This window comes from Streptosporangium minutum (assembly GCF_002149035.1).
Lineage (GTDB): Bacteria > Actinomycetota > Actinomycetes > Streptosporangiales > Streptosporangiaceae > Streptosporangium > Streptosporangium minutum.
In genome coordinates, this window is record NZ_NGFP01000005.1 from 1 (window position 1) to 22017 (window position 22017).

General features: G+C 72.4%; 22 protein-coding genes. 12 read left to right on the top strand and 10 right to left on the bottom strand.

Annotated elements, in window-relative coordinates; translation table 11 throughout:
• A partial coding sequence (locus CA984_RS01880; RefSeq protein ID WP_207620657.1) for a DNA-binding protein occupies positions 1-3894 on the bottom strand: 3894 nt, incomplete at its 3' end.
• The gene (locus CA984_RS01885; RefSeq protein ID WP_086567406.1) at positions 3891-4772 is read right to left on the bottom strand and encodes a DUF4132 domain-containing protein; all 882 of its coding nucleotides are present in this window, start codon (positions 4770-4772) and stop codon (positions 3891-3893) included. The genes CA984_RS01880 and CA984_RS01885, both read right to left, overlap by 4 nt.
• Before the next feature lie 303 nt (positions 4773-5075).
• Here CA984_RS01885 and CA984_RS01890 point away from each other — a divergent pair, with 303 nt between their 5' ends.
• A complete protein-coding gene (locus CA984_RS01890) occupies positions 5076-5582 on the top strand; it encodes a cation:proton antiporter regulatory subunit (RefSeq protein WP_479725525.1) in 507 nt (168 codons plus the stop codon).
• An 8-nt stretch (positions 5583-5590) separates the two neighbouring features.
• Positions 5591-6751 (top strand): cation:proton antiporter, encoded by a 1161-nt coding sequence (locus tag CA984_RS01895; protein ID WP_086567251.1) that lies wholly within the window; start codon positions 5591-5593, stop codon positions 6749-6751.
• A gap of 142 nt (positions 6752-6893) precedes the next feature.
• On the opposite strand, the gene CA984_RS01900 is transcribed toward CA984_RS01895, so the two are convergent.
• Positions 6894-8219: an NtaA/DmoA family FMN-dependent monooxygenase gene (locus CA984_RS01900; RefSeq protein ID WP_086567254.1), complete on the bottom strand. Its 1326-nt coding sequence runs from the start codon at positions 8217-8219 to the stop codon at positions 6894-6896.
• Positions 8216-9394 carry an LLM class flavin-dependent oxidoreductase gene (locus CA984_RS01905; protein WP_086567256.1) on the bottom strand — a complete coding sequence of 393 codons (1179 nt, stop codon included), beginning with the start codon at positions 9392-9394 and terminating at the stop codon, positions 8216-8218. The genes CA984_RS01900 and CA984_RS01905 overlap by 4 nt, the downstream gene beginning before the upstream one ends.
• 118 nt (positions 9395-9512) lie before the next feature.
• Between CA984_RS01905 and CA984_RS01910 the strand changes: the two genes are divergently transcribed.
• Both CA984_RS01910 and CA984_RS01915 read left to right on the top strand, forming a co-directional pair.
• Positions 9513-10067 (top strand): carboxymuconolactone decarboxylase family protein, encoded by a 555-nt coding sequence (locus CA984_RS01910; RefSeq protein WP_086567259.1) that lies wholly within the window; start codon positions 9513-9515, stop codon positions 10065-10067.
• 61 nt (positions 10068-10128) lie between these two features.
• Entirely contained in the window at positions 10129-11070 is a 942-nt protein-coding gene (locus tag CA984_RS01915) for a serine hydrolase (protein ID WP_086567261.1), read from the top strand.
• Between the two features lie 89 nt (positions 11071-11159).
• Here the strand turns inward: CA984_RS01915 and CA984_RS01920 are convergent, their stop codons facing one another.
• Positions 11160-11507: an MmcQ/YjbR family DNA-binding protein gene (locus CA984_RS01920; protein WP_086567263.1), complete on the bottom strand. Its 348-nt coding sequence runs from the start codon at positions 11505-11507 to the stop codon at positions 11160-11162.
• Complete coding sequence (locus CA984_RS01925; RefSeq protein ID WP_086567411.1) at positions 11504-11929, bottom strand: MarR family winged helix-turn-helix transcriptional regulator; 426 nt, start codon at positions 11927-11929, stop codon at positions 11504-11506. The genes CA984_RS01920 and CA984_RS01925 overlap by 4 nt, the downstream gene beginning before the upstream one ends.
• Positions 11930-12013: 84 nt before the next feature.
• Here CA984_RS01925 and CA984_RS01930 point away from each other — a divergent pair, with 84 nt between their 5' ends.
• Positions 12014-12424 (top strand): organic hydroperoxide resistance protein, encoded by a 411-nt coding sequence (locus tag CA984_RS01930; protein ID WP_086567265.1) that lies wholly within the window; start codon positions 12014-12016, stop codon positions 12422-12424.
• 3 nt (positions 12425-12427) lie between these two features.
• Here CA984_RS01930 and CA984_RS01935 read toward each other — a convergent pair whose 3' ends face one another.
• The gene (locus CA984_RS01935; protein WP_086567267.1) at positions 12428-12796 is read right to left on the bottom strand and encodes a DUF2203 domain-containing protein; all 369 of its coding nucleotides are present in this window, start codon (positions 12794-12796) and stop codon (positions 12428-12430) included.
• Positions 12797-12983: 187 nt separating this feature from the next.
• Positions 12984-14282 (bottom strand): cation:dicarboxylate symporter family transporter, encoded by a 1299-nt coding sequence (locus CA984_RS01940; RefSeq protein WP_242675678.1) that lies wholly within the window; start codon positions 14280-14282, stop codon positions 12984-12986.
• Positions 14283-14420: 138 nt separating this feature from the next.
• On the opposite strand from CA984_RS01940, the gene CA984_RS01945 reads away from it, so the two are divergent.
• The 3 genes from CA984_RS01945 to CA984_RS01955 all read left to right on the top strand — a co-directional run bounded on the left by CA984_RS01945 (position 14421) and on the right by CA984_RS01955 (position 17097).
• Positions 14421-16004, top strand: coding sequence for a sensor histidine kinase (locus CA984_RS01945; protein ID WP_086567273.1), 1584 nt, complete (start codon positions 14421-14423; stop codon positions 16002-16004).
• Positions 16001-16672 carry a response regulator gene (locus CA984_RS01950; protein ID WP_086567276.1) on the top strand — a complete coding sequence of 224 codons (672 nt, stop codon included), beginning with the start codon at positions 16001-16003 and terminating at the stop codon, positions 16670-16672. Before CA984_RS01945 ends, CA984_RS01950 begins: the two co-directional genes overlap by 4 nt.
• An 80-nt stretch (positions 16673-16752) precedes the next feature.
• On the top strand, positions 16753-17097 hold the full coding sequence (locus tag CA984_RS01955) for an anti-sigma factor antagonist (protein WP_086567278.1): 345 nt from the start codon (positions 16753-16755) through the stop codon (positions 17095-17097).
• On the opposite strand, the gene CA984_RS01960 is transcribed toward CA984_RS01955, so the two are convergent.
• A complete protein-coding gene (locus CA984_RS01960; RefSeq protein ID WP_086567280.1) occupies positions 17098-17322 on the bottom strand; it encodes an HGxxPAAW family protein in 225 nt (74 codons plus the stop codon).
• Positions 17323-17349: 27 nt separating this feature from the next.
• Positions 17350-17787 carry a MarR family winged helix-turn-helix transcriptional regulator gene (locus CA984_RS01965; protein WP_086567413.1) on the bottom strand — a complete coding sequence of 146 codons (438 nt, stop codon included), beginning with the start codon at positions 17785-17787 and terminating at the stop codon, positions 17350-17352.
• Positions 17788-17877: 90 nt separating this feature from the next.
• Between CA984_RS01965 and CA984_RS01970 the strand changes: the two genes are divergently transcribed.
• The 4 genes from CA984_RS01970 (at position 17878) to CA984_RS01985 (ending at position 21551) form a co-directional block, all read left to right on the top strand.
• Complete coding sequence (locus CA984_RS01970; RefSeq protein WP_086567282.1) at positions 17878-18060, top strand: hypothetical protein; 183 nt, start codon at positions 17878-17880, stop codon at positions 18058-18060.
• A gap of 242 nt (positions 18061-18302) precedes the next feature.
• Positions 18303-19475, top strand: coding sequence for a Gfo/Idh/MocA family protein (locus tag CA984_RS01975; protein ID WP_086567284.1), 1173 nt, complete (start codon positions 18303-18305; stop codon positions 19473-19475).
• A 439-nt stretch (positions 19476-19914) separates the two neighbouring features.
• Positions 19915-20109, top strand: a complete 195-nt coding sequence (locus tag CA984_RS01980; RefSeq protein ID WP_012890522.1) for a DUF5302 domain-containing protein — start codon at positions 19915-19917, stop codon at positions 20107-20109.
• Between the two features lie 215 nt (positions 20110-20324).
• Complete coding sequence (locus CA984_RS01985; RefSeq protein ID WP_086567287.1) at positions 20325-21551, top strand: exonuclease domain-containing protein; 1227 nt, start codon at positions 20325-20327, stop codon at positions 21549-21551.
• Positions 21552-22017 lie beyond the last annotated feature (466 nt).

Here is a 22017-nt window from a genome sequence, read left to right on the forward strand (position 1 = left end):
GCCCGCGCCCCCTCCCGTCCCCACCGCGCGGGCCGCCTCGCCGAGCAGCCATTCGGGGACCGCCACCTGCCGGCCCACCTCGCTGTTCCACACCTGCGCCGCGCCGGCCGCGTCCGGGCCGTCCGTCCAGAGCCGGGCGGGGTCCTCGGGCAGGAGCGCCGCGACGACCGCGCGCCGGGCGTGGTCGCTCAGCTTGCGCAGCTCGTCCTTCGCGACGGCGGCGTCGGCGACCTTCACCCCGAGCGTGGCCCGCGCCTCCTTGGGGAGGAAGCTCCGCTCGTAGGCGTCCACGTACGGCAGGCCCGCCACGACCAGCCGGGCGGTCGTCGGGGAGACGCCGGTGAGCTGAGCGAACTCCTCCGCGGCCTCGGGTCGCCAGGGCGCCGGGCCCCGCTCGGCCAGCTCGGTGAGGAACGCGTCGAGCCAGCCCTCCCGCCGGTCCTCGCCGACGGGGGACGAGGACCGGACGGTGTAGGGGCGGGGGACGTCGAACCGGCCGGCCGGGTCGTGGAACAGCGCCGTCCACACGCAGCCGGAGTCGTCCGGGGACGACCGGTTCACGAAGGCGAGGAGCGCGCCGCCGCCCAGCGGCAGCACCCCGAGCCACGTGCCGGGGCGCAGGCTGCCGTCGGCCATGGGCAGGTGGTCTCTGTCGAGGTGCAGTGACATCCGGCGCCATCGGGAGGGGTCGGCCGCGGTGGGCAGCCCGAGATCGCGCAGTTCGCGCAGGAGTCCCCGCAGTGCGGTGCGGTGTTCCTCCTCGATCGTCGCCGCCGCGGCCCGGAACGCCAGGGCGGCGGAGTGGTCGAGCAGGGGGTCCCAGCGCAGGGCCGCGGGCGGCGACTCCGGCAGGTCGAGGTGGAGGCGGGCCGGGGCCGCCTCCGGGGGGTCCGCCGCCAGCGCCTGGCCGATCGACTGGATCTGCCGGAAGGCGCCGTCCCGGTCCTGGCTGTGCCAGGAGTGGGTGGCGGAATCGCCGAGGCCGCTGAGCGCCTGACCGAGCAGCCGGTCCACGGGGCCGGTGGGCGACTCCTCCCGGTGTCCGCCGGCGAGCGCCTCGGCGAGCCGGGCCGCGACGGCGTGGAGCTCGGCCTTCCGGGCGGCGGCGAAGCGCACGACCCCGGTGATGCCGGCCACCAGCGCGTCATGGCTCACCTGCGGCAGCAGGGCCCGGATCCGCGCCCGCAGCTCCTCCTCTCCGATCTCGCCCCTGGCGTCGACCGCTTCCAGCAGGGCCGCCGAGGTGTCCCGGTCCATGCGGCGCAGCAGCGCGGAGCCCTCCGGATCCCTCGGCTGGAGGCAGTGCCAGTAGCGCAGCGGCGGCAGGATGAGCGTGCCCGCGGCGAAGGGGCCGGGGGTGTCGTCCGTCTTGGCCACGGCCGTGACGACGCCGTCCGGGTCGACCAGGTCGACCCGGTAGCCGCCGTTCTTCACGACGGCCCGGGGCCGGTCGTCCCCGGGGAACGTCAGGGCGCGCAACGGGGCTCCGGAGTCGGCCCCCACGGTGACGGCACGGCCGGAGAGGTCCTCACCGCGCATCGATCCGTCGGGCAGCCGCACCACCCGCCAGCCGAACAGGCCGTCCACCGGGGTGCCGACGGGGGTGGCATCGTCCGAAGGGGCGGGCAGCAGCCAGCCCTTCTGGAACGCGCTGCCCTCCGGGGCGGTGCGGAGCGCGTCGGCGAGGAAGCCGGGCATGCCCTTCCTGCCCTGCTCCCCGCTGAGCGGGTGGTATTCGTACCATCCGGTGCTCTCGTGGTCCGAGCCGTCCCAGGTCCACACCCAGAACGAGGTGCCGTCGGTGATCACCGACCGCTCGGCGGGCACGGTCGTGTCTCCGGCGTGCAGCACCCCCCGGCCGGTCGTCCGCCCGCCGCCGGGCAGCGGCAGGGTGACCGGGTCGTCGCCCCGGTACCAGTCCAGGCGCGTGCCGCGGGTGCTGCCGTCCCCCTCCAGCCGGTGGATCCGGTCGGCGGAGGTGTGCCAGTATCCGCGCAGCTCGCTGCCGAGCTGCCGGGAGTGCCAGTAGACGAGCAGCTCGCCGTCCACGTAGTGGAAGCCGTGGTCGCCGCCCCAGGTGTCCCCGGCCGGGACGCGCAGGTCGTGGGTGAGCACGGCGCCCTCGGCGCCGAGCACCCGGGCCTGTGAGGAGCCCGCGACGATCAGATGCGGCCAGGCGTCGGCGACGACGAGGTCGTCGACGTCCTTCCTCGGCACGAGGGCCTCGGCCGCCTCCTCCCAGGCCGGCCAGCCCAGCTCGTCGAAGAGCCCGGCCCGGAGCGTGCGGGCGAGCACCAGCGCGACGTCCGCCCCGGCCGCCCGGCGCACCTCCTCCTCGGCCAGGACCAGCGCCTCACCCGGCAGCCAGGACAGCCGCCGCATGGCGTCGGGCAGCTCCGGCAGTCCGGCGGCCGACGACCGCATGGCCACCTTCCGCATCCACTCGGCGAGCATCGGCCGCCCGCCGGGGGACTCCGCCAGGACGCGGACGGCCCGCCGCCCGTACTCGTTGTCGCCGAGCCCGTCGGCCCCGCGCTGGAAGGCGGGCCGGAAGCGGGGGTCGGCGGCCAGGGCGAGCAGGTCGCGCCGGTCTTCGCCCTTCGCCCACTCCACCAGGTGCAGCGACCGGCGCTCGTCGGGGTCGGCCACCGGGATGTCCAGGGCGAGCAGCAGGTCCAGCAGGTCGACGTCGTATTCGGCCGTCGGCGCTTTCCGGTCCGGCTCGGCGAGCTCGGCCCGCAGCCGGTCGGCCACCCGCTCCACCAGCGCGTACAGACCGGGCAGGCGCGGCGGAACCCCCCAGGCGCGGTTCCGTGCCCGCAGGAACCTCTCGAACCAGCCCGCGGTGCCGTCGGCGGGCCGCTCCCGCTCCGGCACCTCGCCGCCGGCTAGGCCGGCGGCGGCGCCGGACTCCTCGAGGACCTCCAGCCACAGGCCCGCCAGCTCGCCGTCCAGAACCTGCGGCATGCTGTTCAGCAGCGTCCCGCGGACCTCGGGCTCCCGCCGGCCCAGCGACGCGATCGCCRGGCGGTGTGCCTTCCACCAGCCCACCGCGGCCCGCTGGGTGGCCGGCAGGCCGAGCAGCTCGGCCAGGTACGCCTGCTCCTCCCCCTCCGCGTCGGCGCCGGCGGCTCTGGCGAGCCTCCGCAGGTCGTTCGCCATCTGCGCCGACGGCGGCAGCCCTCCCGCGGTACGCCGCACGCACAGCCGTGTGAACCGGCGCAGCGCCTCGTCCGCGGGCAGCCGGCCGGCCAGCTCCCTGGCGTATCCGGAGAGCACCTTGACCGGCAGCGCCCCCGCGAGCGCGAACTCCAGGAACACCGCGTCGAGCCGGTCCTCGTCCACCGCGAGGCCGTGCTCCGCCTCGGCCTTGCGCGCGTGGGCGAACATCTGGGCGGCGTAGGTGGTGTTCTCCACGCCCAGGAACACCCGACCGGCCTGCTCGTAGAACGTGGGCAGGAAGTACGGGACGGACGCGGCCAGCTGACCGGCGAGCTGCTGGTAGGCGTCCAGCGCGGCCTTCGGCTTGGACTTCGCCTGCCGGGCCGTACGCTCCAGCTCGGGCACGACGGCGAGCGCGTGGTGTCCGTCCTCGGGGTGGTTCGCCAGCACCCATTCCGGGAAGCCGAGCGAGCGTCGCGCCCCCAGCCCGACGACGGCGGGCTCCCCGTCCGGCTCCAGGCCCAGGAAGCCCGCCGCCAGGTCCTCGGCCGCGCCGAGCTCCCCGGCGACCAGCCGTACGACCACCCGGCCGTCCAGCCCGGGGTGACGGTAGCGCCGGGCGGTCAGCGGCACCGCCCGGTCACCGGCCCCCTCGGTGTCCGGGGGCAGCACCGCTCCGGCCTTCAGCAGTTCCGTGGCCGTGGCCTCCGCCGGCGACATGTCCCCGCTCACGCGTCCTTCCCCTCTTCCACTTCCACCTGCCGGCCGGCGTGCAGCGCCGCGGCCATCCGCATACCCTCCGACCAGGCCACCGGACCGACCTCGCGCAGCGGGAGCGATCGGCCGTCCTGGTCGTTCCAGGTGAGGCCGCCCGTCGCCGCCTCGCCGTCCCAGTACGGCTCGCCGATCCACACGGCCGCCTCCACGATCCGCCCGGCATCGCGGACCCGGCACGTGGCGTAACCTCCGGACACCCGGTAGCCGAGCGAGGTGGCCCGGGCCGCCAGGCCGAACCGGGAGGCGTACTTGCCCCCGGCGAACTCCGTCACGTCGGTCGCCTTCTCCCCGCGCTCCGCGAGGTCCGCGGGCCTGCGCCAGGTGGCGCGGTGGATCTGCTCGACCTTCTGGACCACGCCCAGCTCCGCGGCGAACTCCCGGAGGTCGTCCAGTTCGGGCAGCAGCACGGGATGCGGCAGGGTCACCGTCCGCGGCGACAGCCGGACGGTCTCGCCGTCCAGGTTCACCACCCGCAGCTCTCCGGAGTCGGTGGCGTCCCGCAGGAAACCGACCTCGTCCGGGTCGTCGCCGACCACGGCCAGGTCCCGCAGGGCCGACTGCCACGCCTCGTCCGGCCACACGCGGGCCAGCAACCCGGTCGGAACGGGCAGGGACGACACCATCCAGGTGTCCACCTGTGCCACGCACGCGGCGGCGTGCCGGTCGAGCCATTCGGCGAAGCGGCGCAGCCGGTCCACCTCGGGATGCTCCCGCAACGCCTTGGGCAGCGACTTCAGCTGCCGCCCCGCCGCCCTGCCTGAGGTGGCTCTCGCCGTGATCCGGCCCTCTATGAGGGCGACTTCGTACGCGTCGCCCACCGCCAGCCAACCCAACGGTTCCACCTTTCGCCGTTCATGATCTGTCACATTCCGCAGGGAGTCACAGCATCTGCCGATGTGATGGGCGGAACGCTAGCGACCCTGACCGACAAACGCGATCACGCGCCTGACGCTCCGCCGCCGGGGGACCTGCCGCGCGGCCGGATCGGAGGTGAGGGACGACGGTGGCCGCCGGCCACAGGCGGGTTTCCGCTCGCCGCCGGTCGGGTAACCCGCAAAACCGGTCAGCAGTGCATGTCACCCCGGAGATCGTCCCCTTATGTCATTGATTGGTAGGTTCAGGTAAACAGCCGCTACATGCACAAACGGAGGAAGGTCACGGTGGAGGTCGAGCAGACGGCGCTGCCCGGAATCGGACTACGGCACGAGTTCACCACTCGTTCAGGCCGGCGGATCGGGATCGTCTCCCACCGGACGGGCCGCCGCGACTTAGTGATATACGACCCGACCGACCCCGATCGCGCGTGCGAGACCGTCAAGCTGAACGACGAGGAGGCCGACGCGCTCTGCGAGCTGCTCGGCGCGCCGCGCATCGTGCAGCGTCTCAACGCCCTGCACCGCGAGGTGGAGGGTCTGGTCAGCCTCCAACTTCCCATCCTGCCCGGCACCTCGTACGACGGGCGGCCGATGGGAGAGGCGCGCGTGCGCACCCGCACCGGCGCCTCCATCGTGGCCGTGGTCCGTGCCGGGCAGGTCTTCGCCAGCCCCGGCCCCGACTTCGTGTTCGCCGGCGACGACGTGGTCGTCGTGGTGGGCAGCCCGGAGAGCACCGCCGCCGTCGCCGACATCCTGACCAACGGTTAGGGCAGCGGGTGCACGACACAGCAACTCTGATCCTGGAACTCGGTGCCGTCCTCCTCGGCCTCGGCATCCTCGGTGCCCTCGCCATGCGCGTCGGCATCTCCCCCATTCCCCTCTACCTTCTCGCGGGCCTGGCCTTCGGCCAGGGCGGCATCCTGCCCCTGGCCACCAGCGAGGAGTTCATCTCGGTCGGAGCCGAGATCGGCGTCATCCTGCTGCTGCTCACCCTCGGCCTGGAGTACAACGCCGACGAGCTCGTGACGAGCCTGAAGGGCAACGCCCGTGCCGGGGTCGTCGACCTGGTGCTCAATGCGGCGCCCGGTGCGATCGCGGCGCTGCTGCTCGGCTGGGGCCCGGTGGCCGCGGTGGCCATGGCCGGCGTCACCTACGCCACCTCCTCGGGCATCACCGCCAAGGTCCTGTCCGATCTGGGCTGGATCGGCAACCGGGAGACCCCGGTGGTGCTGTCCCTGCTGGTCTTCGAGGACCTGACCATGGCGGTCTACCTGCCGATCCTCACCGCCCTGCTCGCCGGGGTGAGCTTCGTCGGCGGCGCGATCACCGTGGGGATCGCGCTGGGCACCGTCAGCGTGGTGCTGCTGGTCGCGCTCCGCTACGGCCGCTTCATCGAGGCGTTCATCTCCAGCCCCAACTCGGAGGTGCTGCTGCTGAAGGTGGTCGGGCTCGCGATGCTGGTCGCCGGAGTGGCCCAGCAGCTCCAGGTCTCCGCCGCCGTCGGGGCCTTCCTGGTCGGCATCGCGGTCTCCGGGGAGCTGGCCGAGGACGCCCAAGCGCTGCTGAGCCCGCTCCGGGATCTGTTCGCCGCGGTGTTCTTCGTCTTCTTCGGCCTGCAGACCGACCCCGGCAAGATCCTCCCGGTCGCCGGGCTGGCCGCACTGCTCGCCCTGGTCAGCATGATCACCAAGCTGCTCACCGGCGCCTACGCCGCCCGCCGGGCGGGGATCGCCAGGGCCGGACGGGCGCGGGCGGGCATCGCGCTGATCCCCCGCGGCGAGTTCAACATCGTGATCGCCGGGCTCGCGGTGGCCGCCGGGGTCCATCCCGACCTCGGCCCGCTGGCCGCCGCGTACGTGCTCATCCTCGCCGCGTTCGGCCCGCTGGCCGCGCGGCTCGTCCAGCCCCTCATCACCGCCATCGCCAAACGCGCCTGACGGTCGGGTCCGGCGCGCGTCTCCCCCAGCGGAAGCGCGCGCCGGTCGCGTTCTCAGCCGCCGGCCCACTCCGCGGCGAGCAGCTCGTAGGAGCGGACCAGACGACCTCGTCCTCGCGCCGCAGCCGGCGGAACAGCGGACTTCATACGTCGCCCTCCAGTCCGAGATGGCCGCGGAGCGTGGTCGTCCCGTATTCGGCGCGGAAGACGCCGCGTTCCTGCAGCAGCGGAACGACCTTGTCCACGAACTCGTCCAGGCCGGTGGGCGTGAGGTGCGGCACCAGGATGAAGCCGTCCGCCGCGTCGGTCTGCACGGACTCGTTGATCTCCTCGGCGACCCGCGCGGGCGAGCCGATGAAGGACTGCCGGCCGGTGACCTCGATGATCAGGTCGCGGATGCCGAGCCGCTTCGCCTCGGCCAGCGCCCGCCACTCCGCCGCCGTCTTCAGCGGGTCCCGGGACATGCGGGTGCGGCCCTTGACGATGGAGTCCTCCGAGACGTCCGGGTCGATCTCCGGCAGCGGGCCCTCGGGGTCGTAGGCCGACAGGTCGCGGTTCCAGAGCTGCTCCAGCAGCAGGATCGCGGTCTGCGGGCTGACCTGCTGCCGCCGGATGTGGTCGGCGTTCTCCTGGGCTTCGGCGTCGGTGTCGCCGAGGGCGAACGTTGCCCCGGGGAGGATCTTCAGCGAGCCGGGCGCCCTGCCGTGCGCGGCGCCCCTGGACTGGATGTCGCGGTAGAAGGCCTGCCCGTCCGCCGGCCTGCTGTGTCGGGAGAAGATGGCGTCGGCGGTGGCCGCCGCGAAATCCCTGCCTTCCTCGGAGTCGCCGGCCTGGATGGTCAGCGGATGGCGCTGCGGACCGCGGGGCACGGTGAAGTGGCCGCCGATGTCGAAGTGGGCGCCCCGGTGGGCGAACGCCCCGGCGTTCGCCGTGGCGAAGACGCCGGTCGCGGGGTCGGCCACGAGGTCCTCGGCGGCCCAGGAGTCCCAGAGCTCGCGGACCGTCCGCACGAACTCCTCCGCGCGCTCGTAGCGCTGGGAGTGGTCCAGATAGCCGCCCCGGCGGAAGTTCTCCCCGGTGAAGGCGTCGGAGGAGGTGACGACGTTCCATCCGGCCCGGCCGCCGGACAGGTGGTCGAGGCTGGCGAGCTTGCGCGCGAGCTCGTAGGGCTCGTTGAAGGTGGCGTTGATCGTCCCGGCCAGCCCGAGGTGGGTGGTGACCGCGGCGAGGGCGGAGAGCACGGTGAGCGAGTCGGGGCGGCCGACCACGTCGAGGTCGTGGATCCTGCCGCGCTGCTCGCGCAGCCGCTGGCCGTCGGCGAGGAAGAAGAAGTCGAACCTGCCCCGCTCGGCCGTCCGCGCGAGGTGGGCGAAGGAGGCGAAGTCGATCTGGCTGCCCGAGGCCGGATCGCTCCAGACCGTGTGGTTGTTCACGCCCGGGAAGTGGGCGGCGAGGATGACCTGCTTCATCGTCTGCTCCCCGCGTAGCGGCTGGCGGGGCGGGGCAGTCCGAGGTGACCGCGGAGCGTGGCTGCCCCGTAGGCGCGGCGGAAGGCGTCGCGCCGCTGCAGCTCCGGGACCAGGCCCCGGGTGATCGCGGTCAGGTCGGCCGGCAGTACGGCGGGGCGGAGCCGGAAGCCGTCCAGGCCCGCCTGGCGCCATTCCAGGAGCAGGTCGGCGAGCTCGCCGGGCGTCCCGGTGAAGATCGCGGCGTCGGAGGCGTACGCGGCGCCGTCGAGCTCGTCGAGCCGGGCCCTGCGGTCCCGGGCGTCCTCTCCCACGAAGACGACCAGATCGGCGAAGATCTTCAGCTCGCCGCCGCCGAGGCCGCGGACCTCCGCCGCGACGGCACGCGCCTGCTCGGCGTCGTGCGGCGTGATGTAGACGACGTCGGCGCTGCGGGCGGCGAACTCGTACGGCAGTCGGGAGTGGGCCAGCGCGGTGACCAGCGGCTGTCCCTGCGGCGGGCGCGGGACGATCGAGGGGCCCCTGACGCTGAAGCGGGGGCCTTCGAAGTCGATGTAGTGCAGCCGGTCGCGGTCGACGAAGCGGCCGGTGGCCACGTCGCGGATCTCGGCGTCGTCCTCCCAGCTGTCCCAGAGGCGGCGGACCACCTCGACGGCGTCGGCGGCCTCGTCGAACAGCTCCTGGAACACCGGGAACGTCTCCAGGTCGCCGGCGTGCTCCGGCCGGAGTTCGGGGATGTCACGGCGGCCGAAGTGGGCGGCCTCGGCGCGCCGCCCGGAGACCTGCACTCGCCATCCGGCCCGGCCGCCGCTGACGTAGTCGAGGGTGGACAGGGCGCCGGCGAGGTGGAACGGCTCGGTGTGGGTGGTGGTCGCCGTGGGCACCAGCCCGATCCGTCCGGTCAGCGGGGCGATCCGGGACGCCACGAGGACGGCGTCGAGACGGCCGCGCACCTGGTCGGTGCGGCCGTCGGGGCCGTCCAGGCGGGTGGTCTGCAGGGCCAGGGTGTCCTCGATGGTGACGAAGTCGAGCAGGCCGTGCTCGGCTTCGGCCGCGAGACCGGCCCAATAGGCGGCGGTGAACAGGATCTTCGGAGTGGCGGCGGGGTCGCGCCAGGCCGCCGGATGCCATCCGGCGCCGTCGAGAGCGACGGCGAGATGGAGAGGAGCTGCCGACATGTCCCGACGATAACACCAAAACCAAAAATTCCTACATGTTTAGTTGGATTTATGGGGGGATTGACCGGACGGGGCCCTCTCCCCCACGCTGCGTTTGAGCCGATCAACAGGAGGGCCCATGCCGCACATCGATCTGCCCACCGACGCACCTGGAATCGGAGGGCTGTTCCACTACCGGCCGCAGACCGCCCTGCCCATGGCGCAGCTCGCCGAAGTACTGCTGTGTGGCGAGCACTCCCTGTCCCGGGGCGAACGCGAGCTGATCGCGACCTATGTGTCCTCGCTGAACGACTGCGGGTTCTGCACCCGCTCGCACGCCGCGTTCGCCGCCGCGCAGCTCCCCGGCGGCATGGACCTGGTCCGCCAGGTCACCGACGACCCGGACGGCGCCCCCGTCACGGAGAAGATGAAGACGCTGCTGGACATCGCCGGAGCCGTCCAGCGCGGCGGCCTCGAAGTCACCCCCGACCACATCACGGCCGCGAGGAAGGCCGGGGCCACGGACGTGGAGATCCACGACACCGTGCTGATCGCGGCCGCGTTCTGCATGTTCAACCGCTATGTCGACGGCCTGGCCGCGCTGACCCCGGAAGACCCCGCCGTCTACGAGTCGATCGCCGAACGCATGGTGATCGGAGGGTATCTGCCCGCCGCGGCCGCCCCCGGCGGCTGAGGACCGGCCGCCGGGGATCCGCCCGCCTCCGCCGCCGGGATCTGGTAGGCATTTGCGCGTGATGCGTTTCCTGGCACTCCTCGCGACCAGCCTCCCCCTCCTGGCGGCCACCGGCCCGGCGGCCGCCGCAGTCCCCGGCGCGCCCCACGTCCCGGCCGGGGTCACCGCCGGATACGTGGTCTTCGACCGGCAGGCGGGCGGGGTCGCCTCCCACCGCAACGCGCACCGGAGGTTCCGGTCCGCCTCCGTGGTGAAGATCCTGATCGCCATCGACTTCCTGGAGACGCGCAGGAGCGTCTCCAGGAGCGACCTCGCCCTGCTCGGGGTCATGCTGCGGGTCAGCGACGACGACGCGGCGACCTCCTTCTGGACCCGGGGCGGCCGAGGGAGGATCATCGAGCGCACGGCGCGCAGGCTGCGGCTGACCGACACCTCTCCCCCGCCCGCCGACCTGCCGGGATTCTGGGGATACACCTCGATCAGCGCGCTGGACATCGCCCGGACCTACCGCTACCTGCTCGACGACGCCGATCCGAAGGTCAGCGGCCTCATCCTCGGCCACCTGCGCAAGGCCGGGCAGTGCGGTTCCGACGGCTTCGACCAGTACTTCGGCATCCCTCGCGGGGTCGCCGGCCCCTGGGCGGTCAAACAGGGCTGGTCGGGGTACGGCTCGACACCCCCGGTCCGGTGCGATCGGACGCCCACGCCCGCGTCGGCCCCGGTGACGGCCGCACCGGCGAAGACGCCGAACGCGGCGGCGGGCGCCCCGGCCCGGCACGCGGCGGCGCCGGCCGCCACTCCGGGGCAGGTCGCGGCTGCCACGGCCGCCGGCCCGGTCCCCGATCTGGGGCGCCCGGTGCTGCACACCACCGGGCTCGTCGGCCCGAAGGAGCGGTGGATCATGGTGCTGCTCACCGCCCACCCCGCCGGGACCACCTGGCAGCGCTCCACCGCCCAGGTGACCAAGCTGGCAAGGGAGGTATATCTCAGCGGGACGTCATGACCCCGGGCTCTTCGCGGCCGGCTGCTGCGGCAGCGAGACGTTCGGTACGGCCCGGAGGTCGTCACAGGTGCCGGACAGGTGTCATACGGTCAGGTGGCCTGTCGGCCGGGGAGTGAATGCAGGCGCTTCGGCGCGACCATCCGCCATGCCTCCTCGACGAGCTCCCGCGTCTCGGGCCCGTCGATCGCGCCCAGCCACACCTGCACCCAGTTGTAACGCTCGTCGGAGGGCCGGGGCAGGTGGAACTTCCCCGGTTCGGCCGCGATGAGCGCCGCCCTCTCCTCCTTGGGGAAGGCGAAGCCCATGGAGGTCTCGTCGGGCGAGAGCGCGACGTAGACGATCCTGCCCACCCGGAACGTCACCCGGTCCCTGACGATCCTCTCCTCCGTGCGGGGCAGCGCCATGGCCACGCGGCGGACGTCGTCGCCTGTGATCACCGGGACGCCTCGTCGAGGGCGGCGGTGAGGCGGCGCAGGGTGCCCTGCAGCTCGATCACCTCGGCGAGGTCGAGGCCGGTGGCCTCGAAGATCCTGCCCGGCACCTCCAGGGCCCGCCGCCTCAGCCCGGCGCCCTCGGACGTGAGCCGTACCAGCACGGAACGCTCGTCGGCGGCGCTGCGCTCCCTGCGCACCAGCCCCGCCGCCTCCAGCCTCTTGAGCAGCGGCGACAGCGTGCCCGAGTCGAGGCGCAGGGCCACGCCGAGCTCCTTGACCGTGACCGGCTGGCGCTCCCAGAGCACCATCATCGCCAGGTACTGCGGGTAGGTCAGGCCGAGCTCGCGCAGCTCCTTGCGGTAGACACCGTCCAGCGCCCGCGACGCGGCGTGCACGTCGAAGCAGACCTGGTTCTCCAGCAGCATCTTCACGACGGCCAGTATACCAATTTGACTGTCACCAATTTAGTTGTGCACAATCAAGTTGCCAGCAACCAAAAAGGAGACTCCATGAGCACGCTGTACACGGCCGTCGCCACCGCCTCCGGACGCGAAGGGCGGGCGGTGACCTCGGACAACCGCCTCGACGTGACGCTCGCGCCGCCGGAGGAGCTCGGCGGCTCCGGCGAGGGCACCAACCCCGAGCAGCTGTTCGCGGCGGGCTACGCGGCCTGTTTCGCCAGCGCGCTCCAGCTCGTCGGCAGGCGGAGGAAGCTCGACGTCTCCGACGTCGCGGTGACCGCCGAGGTCGGCCTCGTGCCCGACGGCCAGGCCTTCGGGCTGACCGTGACGCTGCGGGTCGAGCTCCCCGAGGAGTTGCGGGGCGAGAGCGGCACCGCCCTGGTGGAAGCCACCCACCAGGTCTGCCCCTACTCCAACGCCACCAGGGGCAACGTCCCGGTCACCCTGGTGATCGAGTAGGGCTCACGCCCGGCGGAGGGGACGGCGACCGGCGAAGCCGAGGTCCTCGCGGTGATACCAGGCCAGGTCGCGATCCCCTTCGAGCCAGCACAGCCGGACGGGCACCCCGTCGAGCACCGAGGGGAAGTCCACCAGCAGGGGCGCGACTCCCTTGATCTCGATGCCGTGCGCCTCGAACCAGCCGAGGATCTCTCCCAGCCGCGCCTCGAAGGCCTTCGCCTCCGGCAGGCCGCCGGACTCCGAGACCCCGTGCTCGCGGAGGTCCCGCGCGAGCTCGGCGAGGTCCCCGCGGAGGCTCACGAATTCGTCGGCCCGCTCCAGCAGCGCCGGCATCAGTGCCCGCGCCTCCTCGACGGTGAAGATCCTGTCCACTCCTGAACGTTAGCGCCTCACCGGCGCCCGCGCCCGGGGCGCATCGCGGAAGACGCTCACCGGCGCCCTCGGCGGGAAACGGCAGACGGCGCGCAAGAAGCACGCGCACCGGCTCATCGACGGCGGGAGACGAGCCGGGTGCGCACGGGATCCGCCCCCGCAGGCACGGCGGGAACGGCCGCACCGGCTACACCGGTGACATCTCCGGATCGGCGCGTTCGGCCGGCGGGGCGGGCGGGTCCTCGTCCAGCAGGGTGGTCTCGTCGAACGGGACGCGGCCGGCCAGCACCTCGGCCGCGCGTTCCCGGTCGAACTCGCCGGTCCAGGTGCCGACCAGGACGGTGGCGACCGCGTTGCCGGCGAAGTTGGTCAGCGCCCGCGCCTCGGACATGAAGCGGTCGATGCCGACGATCAGGCCGACGCCGTCGACCAGGTCGGGACGGTGGGACTGCAGGCCCCCGGCTAGGGTGGCCAGGCCCGCCCCGGTGACCCCGGCGGCGCCCTTGGAAGCGATGATCATGAAGACCAGCAGGGAGACCTGCTCGCCGAGCGAGAGCGGGGCGCCGGTGGCGCTCGCGACGAACAGGGTGGCCATCGTCAGGTAGATGGCGCTGCCGTCGAGGTTGAAGGAGTAGCCGGTCGGCACGGTGATGCCGACGACGGGACGGCTCACGCCGAGATGCTCCATCTTGGCGATCAGTCGCGGCAGGGCCGACTCCGAGGACGAGGTTCCCAGGATGAGCAGGAACTCCCGGCTGAGGTAGCGCAGCAGGGACAGCAGGTTGACCCGGGCGACCAGCCAGAGCATCGGCCCCAGCACGCCCAGCACGAACACCAGGCAGGTCACGTAGAAGGCGAGCATGATGACGCCGAGGCTCGTGAGCGCGTCCACGCCGGTGGCGCCGACGACCGCCGCCATCGCACCGAAGGCGCCGACCGGTGCGGCCCACATGATCATGGCGAGGATGCGGAAGACGAGCCGCTGGATGTGCCCGATGCCGGCGAGGACGGGCGCTCCCCGCGCCCCCATGGCCTGCAGGGCGAATCCGGCGAGCAGGGCCACCAGCAGGGTCTGCAGCACCTGGCCCTCGGTGAAGGCCGACACCAGCGTGGTCGGGATCATCCCGAGCAGGAACGTCACCGTGTCGCTCTCGCCGCCCTTGGCCGCCTCGGCCTCGGCGCTCCTGCGGAGCTCGTCGGTGAGCTGGAGGCCGTGGCCGGGGTCGATCAGGTTGCCCACGGCCAGGCCGATGCCCAGCGCGACGGTCGACATGACGAGGAAGTAGCCGAGCGCCAGGCCGCCGACCCGGCCGACCTTGGCGGCCTGGGTGACCGATCCGACGCCGAGCACGATGGTGCAGAAGATGATCGGGCTGATCATCATCTTGATCAGTGCGACGAAGGCCGTGCCCAGCGGTTTCAGCTCCTTGCCGAGATCGGGGGCCACGAGCCCGACGGTGATCCCGGCGATCACCGCAACGATCACCGCTATATAAAGATAATGAGTACGATCTCGGGACATAGTGGACTCGCGATCTTCTCGATCTAGAGGAAAACTCTGGTCGAGCGACTATGCGTCCACGGTGTGACCCAAGTCACCATTGCGTACATTTTGGTCGTGGACATGAGGGAGCTGCCGGGACGGGTGCGCCGCTGGAGCCTGGCCCGGCAGATGCTGGCGTTGCAGATCGTCGTCGTCGGGGTCACCGTGACGGGAGGCGCGGCCCTGGCCTTCCTCCAGGCCCGCGACCTGCTCGTGGAGGAGGCGGCAGGGAAGGCCAGGGCGGTGACCGTCAGCGTGGCCGACTCCCCCTCGGTCCTGGCCTCCCTCGGCGACTCCGCCGCGCTCCAGCCGTACGCCGAACGGGTCCGGCGGGAGACCGGGGTGGACTTCGTCACGATCATGAGCACCGGCGGGCTCCGCTACACCCATCCCAACCCGGCCCAGATCGGCCGCCGGTTCCTCGGCACCACCGCGCCCGCCCTGGAGGGCCGGACCTTCACCGAGACCTACACCGGCACCCTCGGCTCCTCGGTGCGCGCCGTCGCCCCGGTGCGCGACGCCGACGGGAAGGTCCGGGCCCTGGTCAGCGCGGGCATCACGGTCGAGAGGATCGGCGTCAGGCTCCGCGGGCAGATCACCGGCGCGGTGTTCATCGGCCTGCTCGGCCTGTCCACCGGCGGCGCGGGCACCTGTCTGGTCGGCAGCCGGCTGCGCCGCCAGACCCGCGGGATGGGCCCCGCCGAGCTCAGCCGGATGTACGGGTACCACGACGCGATCCTGCACGCCGTACGGGAGGGGCTGCTGCTGGTCGACGACGCGGGCGGGCTGACGCTGTGCAACGACGGCGCCCGGGAGCTCCTCGGCCTGCGTGGCGAGGCGGACGGGCGGCACGTCACCGAGCTGGGCCTGCCCGCCTCCCTCACCGAGCTGCTGGTGGCCGGGGAGAACCGGACCGACGAGATCCACCTGACCGGCGAGCGGACGCTCGTGGTGAACGTCGCCGTGGTCCGCTCCGGCAACCGCTCGCTCGGCACGGTGGTCACCCTGCGCGACCATACCGAGCTGCAGTCCCTGACCGGGCAGCTCGACGCCGAACGCGGCTTCGCCGACTCCCTGCGCGCCGCCGCGCACGAGTCGGCCAACCGGCTGCACACCGTCGTCACCCTGGTCGAGCTGGGCCGCGCCGAGCAGGCGGTGGCCTTCGCGACCGCCGAGCTGAGGGCGGCGCAGCAGCTCACCGACCGGGTGGTGGGCGCGGTGCGTGAGCCGGTGCTCGCGGCGCTGCTGCTGGGCAAGAGCGCGGAGGCGGCCGAGCGCGGCGTGGAGCTGGTGATCAGCCCCGACACCGAGCTCGACGACATCGGCCTGGACGAGCGGGACCTGGTGACGATCCTCGGCAACCTGATAGACAACGCGGTCGAGGCGGCCATGTCGGGCGTCCCGCCCGCGCGGGTGGACGTCCGCCTGCGCGCCGACGAGACGACCTTCCTGCTCGGCGTGGCCGACAGCGGCCCGGGGATGGACGCCGTCACCGCGCGGGAGGCCTTCCGGCCGGGCTGGACCACCAAGGGTGACGGCCGCGGGCTCGGGCTGGCCATGGTGGGGCAGGCGGTGCGCCGCCTGGGCGGCACGATCGATGTCGGCGGCGGCCAGGGAGCGGTGTTCACCGTACGGCTGCCGCTGCTGGGGAGGGAGGTCCCATGATCTCGGTACTGGTCGTGGAGGACGAGGAGATCACCGCCGAGGCGAACCGCCTCTATGTGGAACGGGTGCCCGGTTTCCGGGTGGAGGGGGTGGCCAGGTCCGGCGGGGAGGCGCTGCGTTTCGTACGGCGGCGCCCGGTGGACCTGATCCTGCTCGACCTCTACCTGCCCGACATGCACGGGCTGGAGGTGTGCCGGGCCCTGCGGGCGGCGGGCGTCCTGTCCGACGTCATCGCGGTCACCTCGGCGCGCGACCTGTCGGTGGTCCGGTCCGCGGTCTCCGTCGGCGTGGCGCAGTACCTGCTCAAGCCCTTCACGTTCGCCTCGCTCAGCGAGAAGCTCACGCGCTACGCGCGGTTCCGGTCGTCGGTGGAGGGCGCGGGCGAGGTAGGCGGCCAGAACGAGGTGGACCGCGCGCTGGCCGCCCTGCGGGGCCCGGGGCACAGCCCGCTGCCGAAGGGGATGGCCTCGGTCACCCTCGACGCCGTACTGGCCGAGCTGCGCAAGGCTCCCCAAGGCGTGTCGGCGCAGGCGGCCGGCACCGCGATCGGCATCTCGCGGGTGACCGCCCGCCGCTACCTGGAACACTTGACAGACAGCGGCGTCGTGCGCCGGGTCCCGCAGTACGGCGGGGTCGGGCGGCCCGAGCTGCTCTATCGAATCGTTTGAGTTCCGATGCGTCAGCGGGGCCGCAGACCTGGTAGGACAGAGGCAGCCCGCCCTGCGACCCGCGGGCGGAGGAGTGAGGCATGGTCTTTTTCACGGTTTCGACGAGCCTGCACGAGACGGCGTGCGTCGTCCAGGCAAGCGGGGAGCTCGACTACGGCAACGCGCCCGTCTTCCGCGACGAGATGACCAAGGTCTGGGAGGCCGAGGCCCCTCCCACAGTCGTCATCGACGTCACGGCGCTCACCTTCTGCGACTCCACCGGCGTCGCGGAACTGATCGTGAGCCTCCGGCAGAGCCGCACCCTGGGCACCCGCCTGGTCCTCGTCGGCGTTCACGGCACCCTGGAGCGGATCCTGACCATCACCGGTCTGCGCTCCGCCTTCGAGCTCTCCCCCTCCGTCGAGGAAGCCCTGCGGGAGATGTGATCAGCTGGTGTGGTCCAGCGGCGCCCGGGGCGCGTCGATGATCACGTCGGAGAAGATGTCGACCAGCAGGGCGACCACACCGCCGACGGCGACGATCCCGGCCCCCACCCAGAACAGCATCCAGTTGGGACCGAGGCACAGGGCCACACCGCCGACGGTGAACCCGATCAGAATGATGATCACCGCAAGCCAAGACTTGGGGCTTCCTCCGTGGCTTCCAGCCATGAGCCTTTCCTGTCCTCTCCGTGTGGGTCAGGGATGCGCGCCGTTCGCCGCGGCGATCACCCTGGTCAGCGACTCGTGGAGCTCCTGCAGCTCTTCCAGTCCCATACCCAGGCGTTCGACGACGGACGGCGGAATCCTCTCAGCTTCGCTCCTCAGCTCCCGGCCCTCCGGAGTGAGCGTGACCTCCAGGACGCGTTCGTCCCGGCTGCCGCGCCGCCGCCGGACGTAGCCGATCGCCTCAAGACGTTTGAGGAGCGGGGACAGCGTACCGGGGTCGAGTTGCAGTAGCTTGCTCAGCTCCTTCACAGACAGGGGCGCGTGCTGCCAGAGCGCGAGCATCACCAGATACTGCGGGTGGGTGAGCCCCATGGGTTGCAGCAGCGGCCGGTAGACCCCGATGACGCTGCGCGAGGCGACTGCCAGGGCAAAGCACACTTGCCGCTCCAGATGAAGCGCATCGGTCATCTCGCTCACGCACACCTCCTACCGACATAGTACGATAATTGGTGCACAAACTATTGTGACCCCAAGCATAGGTCGGCCAAAAGGAGGCCCATGTTCAACCGCAAGCCGATCGAGGAGCGGATCGCCGAGCGAGAGGCCCGGCGTCCGGCACTCGCGGAGGGCAAGCACTTCGAGCACGGACCGGCGAAGTTCATCTTCATCTTCGTCATCGTGTTCGTGGTGATCGGCCACATCGCCGGACTACTCCTGCTGATGGCCCTGGGCCTGCACTGAGACGTCACCCGGATCCGGCGACGACGATCCCCTGGATCACTCGTCGCCGCCGCCGGAGGCGGATCATCCCGCGGCCCCCGTCACGAGCGCGCCGGCACAGGCAGGCGCCCGCCACCTCCCGGTCAACTCACCCCTTGTCCGGCGAACCTGTACGAGTACGCACGGAGACTGGCGCTTATTTATGAAAATAACTAGGATAATTGGAGCGTGAGCGAGCAGCCCCATGGCGAACAGGAGCGACAGTGAGGAACGACCTCCGCATCGGAGTGGCGGGATACGGCCTGAGGAGGTCACTGGCTCGTGAGGCGCACCGGCCCGGGAACGGCAGCCGGGTGGTGGCGCTGTACGACCCCGACCCCGCGGCGCAGCGGCAGGCCCGCGCCGAAATAGGCCCCGAGCTGCGGTTGGCCGCCGATTTCGACACGCTGCTGAACGGCGACGTGGACGCGGTGATGATCCTCACACCCGACCACACCCATGTGGATCTGGCCGTCGCGGCGCTGAGGGCGGGTAGGGCGACCCTGGTGGAGAAGCCGCTGGCGATCACGGTCGAGGACTGCGACCTGATCCTGCGCACCGCCCACGAGCACCGCGCCCGGCTGTACGTGGGACACAACATGCGGCACATGCCGGTCGTCCGCGCCATGCGGCAGCTGATCACCGATGGCGCGATCGGCGAGGTCAGAGCCGTGTGGTGCCGCCACTTCGTCGGGCACGGCGGCGACTACTACTTCAAGGACTGGCACGCCGACCGGCGTAACACCACCGGCCTGCTGCTACAGAAGGGCGCCCACGACATCGACGTCATCCACTGGCTGGCCGGGTCCAGGACCGCCCTGGTCACCGGCATGGGCGGCCTGACGGTCTACGGGCAGGTCACCGACCGTTCCGAGGGGCTCCCACAGGACTGGTTCAGCCCGGAGGCCAACTGGCCGCCCCTCGCCCAGCGCGGCCTCAACCCGGTGGTGGACGTCGAGGACCTCTCCATGATGCAGATGCGCCTGGAGAACGGCGTCTACGCCAGCTACGAGCAGTGCCACTTCACCCCCGACTACTGGCGCAACTACACCGTCATCGGTACGGCCGGCCGCCTGGAGAACTTCGGCGACCACGGGGAGAAGGCCGTCATCCGGGTCTGGAACGGCGGGCGGCGCGGCTACGACCCCGAGGGCGACCTCCAGGTGCCGATCACGGCGGGCGTGAGCGGCCACGGCGGCGCGGACGAGGGGCTGGTCAGCGAGTTCGTCCGGTTCGCCGTCGAGGGAGGCATGACCGACACCTCCCCCGTGGCCGCGCGTGACAGCATCGCGGCCGGGGTCCACGCCACCGAGTCCCTGCGGGACGGCTCGACGCCCCGGCAGGTCCCTCCCGTCTCCCCCGAGCTGGCCGCGTACTTCGCCGCCGGGCAGGTCTGACCGGGTTTATGTAAACCCTTTGGATAAATAGGCCCCCGTGTCCGGCCGCGGACGCGGGGGCCGCGCCCGTGGAGTCTCAGGGGTGCGCGGCGGACAACGTCCGGGGTCCCCTCGGCGGCGGGCCGGGGCACGCGTGCGGCGCGGGCGAGCCCGGTGAGGGTCACGAACCTCCTCGCCGCGCAGGAGGTGAGGGTCACGACCTCCCCGCCGCGCAGGAGCCGCAGGATCGCCGCCGAGTCCAGCCGGCGGAGCAGGGACGCGTCACCGCTCTCCCGTCTCACCGCCCCTCCCGACCTCGCTCGGAACCGCTCCCGAAGGGCTATTCTGCTTAGATAAGAGTCTTGCGTATTTGCCGCCAACCGCCTCTCTATTTAGGACGTGAGAGGATGATGATCCGGTTGGCCGGAGTTGGACTGCCCGCCCAGATCAGGAGGTCCGTATGTCTGACGTCACGCCGGAACCCGAGAGTTCCGAGGACGAGCTGAAGCGCAAGTTCCGCGAGGCCCTGGAGCGCAAGAAGGTCGCGCAGACGGAGGCGAGCACCGGGGGCAAGGGGAAGAACGCCTCGAAGATCCACGGCGCCCACGGCCCGGTCGGGGGCAAGCGTTCCTTCCGCCGCAAGAGCGGCGGCTGAGCGCGTCCGGTTCGGGCGTCCCGCCTGATCCGGACCACGTCGCCGCCCGGCTGGGCACCGACCAGCGGGCGGCGCACTCCCCGTTCGCCCGGGTACGCTCACGCCCGGGAGAGAACTCTCGCCCGGACCTTCGCCGGCCACCCTGGACAGCGGAGCGCCGGCGCGCGCCGTGACACGACCTCCGTCCCGGGGCGGCTCCATTCCGAAGGAGGGCGATGCCCGGGAGGGGCCGGCCGCGCGGATACGCGGTCATCGACCTCGAGACGACCGGTCTGCGGCCGTCGTGGAACGACCGGGTGATCGAGATCGGGATCGTGCACCTGGATCCCGCGGGCGAGGTCACCGGGGAGTGGGCGACCCTGGTCAACCCCGGGCGCGATCTCGGCCCCCAGCACATCCACGGCATCACCGCGGCCGACATCCGGCACGCCCCGGCCTTCGGGGAGATCGCGGGCGCGGTCGCCGAGCGGCTCGACGGCAGGGTGCTGGCCGCCCACAACCTCCCCTTCGACGCGGGCTTCCTCTCCCACGAGTTCGGCCGCCTGGGCCTCGACACCCCGCTCGACCACACGGCCGGGGTCTGCACGATGGCCTGGTCGGCGCAGTTCCTGCCCGGGGCCCCGAGGAGCCTGGCCGCCTGCTGCGCCAGGGCCGGGGTCTCCCTCAACGGCCACCACGAGGCCCTGGCCGACGCCCGCGCCGCGGCCGGGCTGCTCCGCCACTACCTGGCGCTCGCCGGCCCGCCGGCCCCCTGGGAACCGCTGATCGAGGCCGTCCGCGACGCCGCCTGGCCGACGGCCGGTGACCCGGGGACCGCCGGGGTGCGGCGTGGCGTCGCGGCCGAGCGCGACCCGCACTTCCTGACCAGGATCGCGGACCGGCCGCCGGCGCCGCCCCGGCCCGAGGCCGCGACCTCCTACCTCGCCCTGCTCGACCAGGCACTCCTCGACCACCACATCTCGGTCGCCGAGTCCGACGCCCTGGTCCGGCTCGCCTCCGCCCTCGGGCGGGCCGAGGCGGAACGGCTGCACCTCGGTTACCTCGCGGCCCTGGCGAGGACCGTCCTGGCCGGCGGCCCCGCCACCGAGGACGACCGGCACGAGCTGGCCCTCGTCGCGGCCCTCCTCGGCCTGCCGCCGGAGGCGGCCGACCGCGCGCTGGCGGGCGGCCCGGCGAGCCCGCCACCGGATTTCACGCGGTTCCGCCTCTCCCCCGGCGACCTGGTCGTCTTCACCGGCGAGATGGACGGTCCCCGCGACGACTGGGAGTGGCGCGCCCGCCAGGCGGGCTACGTCCCGCACGGCTACGTCACCAGGAAGGTCAGGCTCCTGGTCGCGGCCGACCCGGACAGCCTGTCCGCCAAGGCGCGCAAAGCCCGTGACTACGGCATCCCGATCGTCACCCCCGACGCCTTCGCCCGCATGCTCGGCCAGGCGTACTGACCACAGAGGTCGAGTACGCGGTGACACGATCTTCGGAGTCCTTGAAATGAGGGAGGGCCTGTGTCGACGTCCGTCGTGGCGTGCGGGTCGGACTGACGGCTCCGGCCCGGTCGTTCGAGAACCGGACGGGAAACCCCGGGTGCGGATTCCGTTCAATGGGACTGCACGGTCATGGCCGGGTGTGTGCCCTGACGAACGGCGCGCAAACGGCCACCCCGCCCTCGTGCCGCACACAGCGGTGTCCTGCCGCGCCGAGAGAACGGGCGCGTTCCGGAAGCGGAGACAAGCGCGCGCCGTCCGGAGCGAGGCCGGCCGCCACCGGCACGGCGCTTCCGGTCCGCGCCGCGGGGAGCGGCCTCGCGGTCCGAGCAGGCCCCGGACCACCCGTGAGACAGGCTGACCTGCCGGTATCCCGGTGGGCCCGGGCTCGGGCGGGTTCCCGCGTGGCCTCCGTGCGAGGTACCGG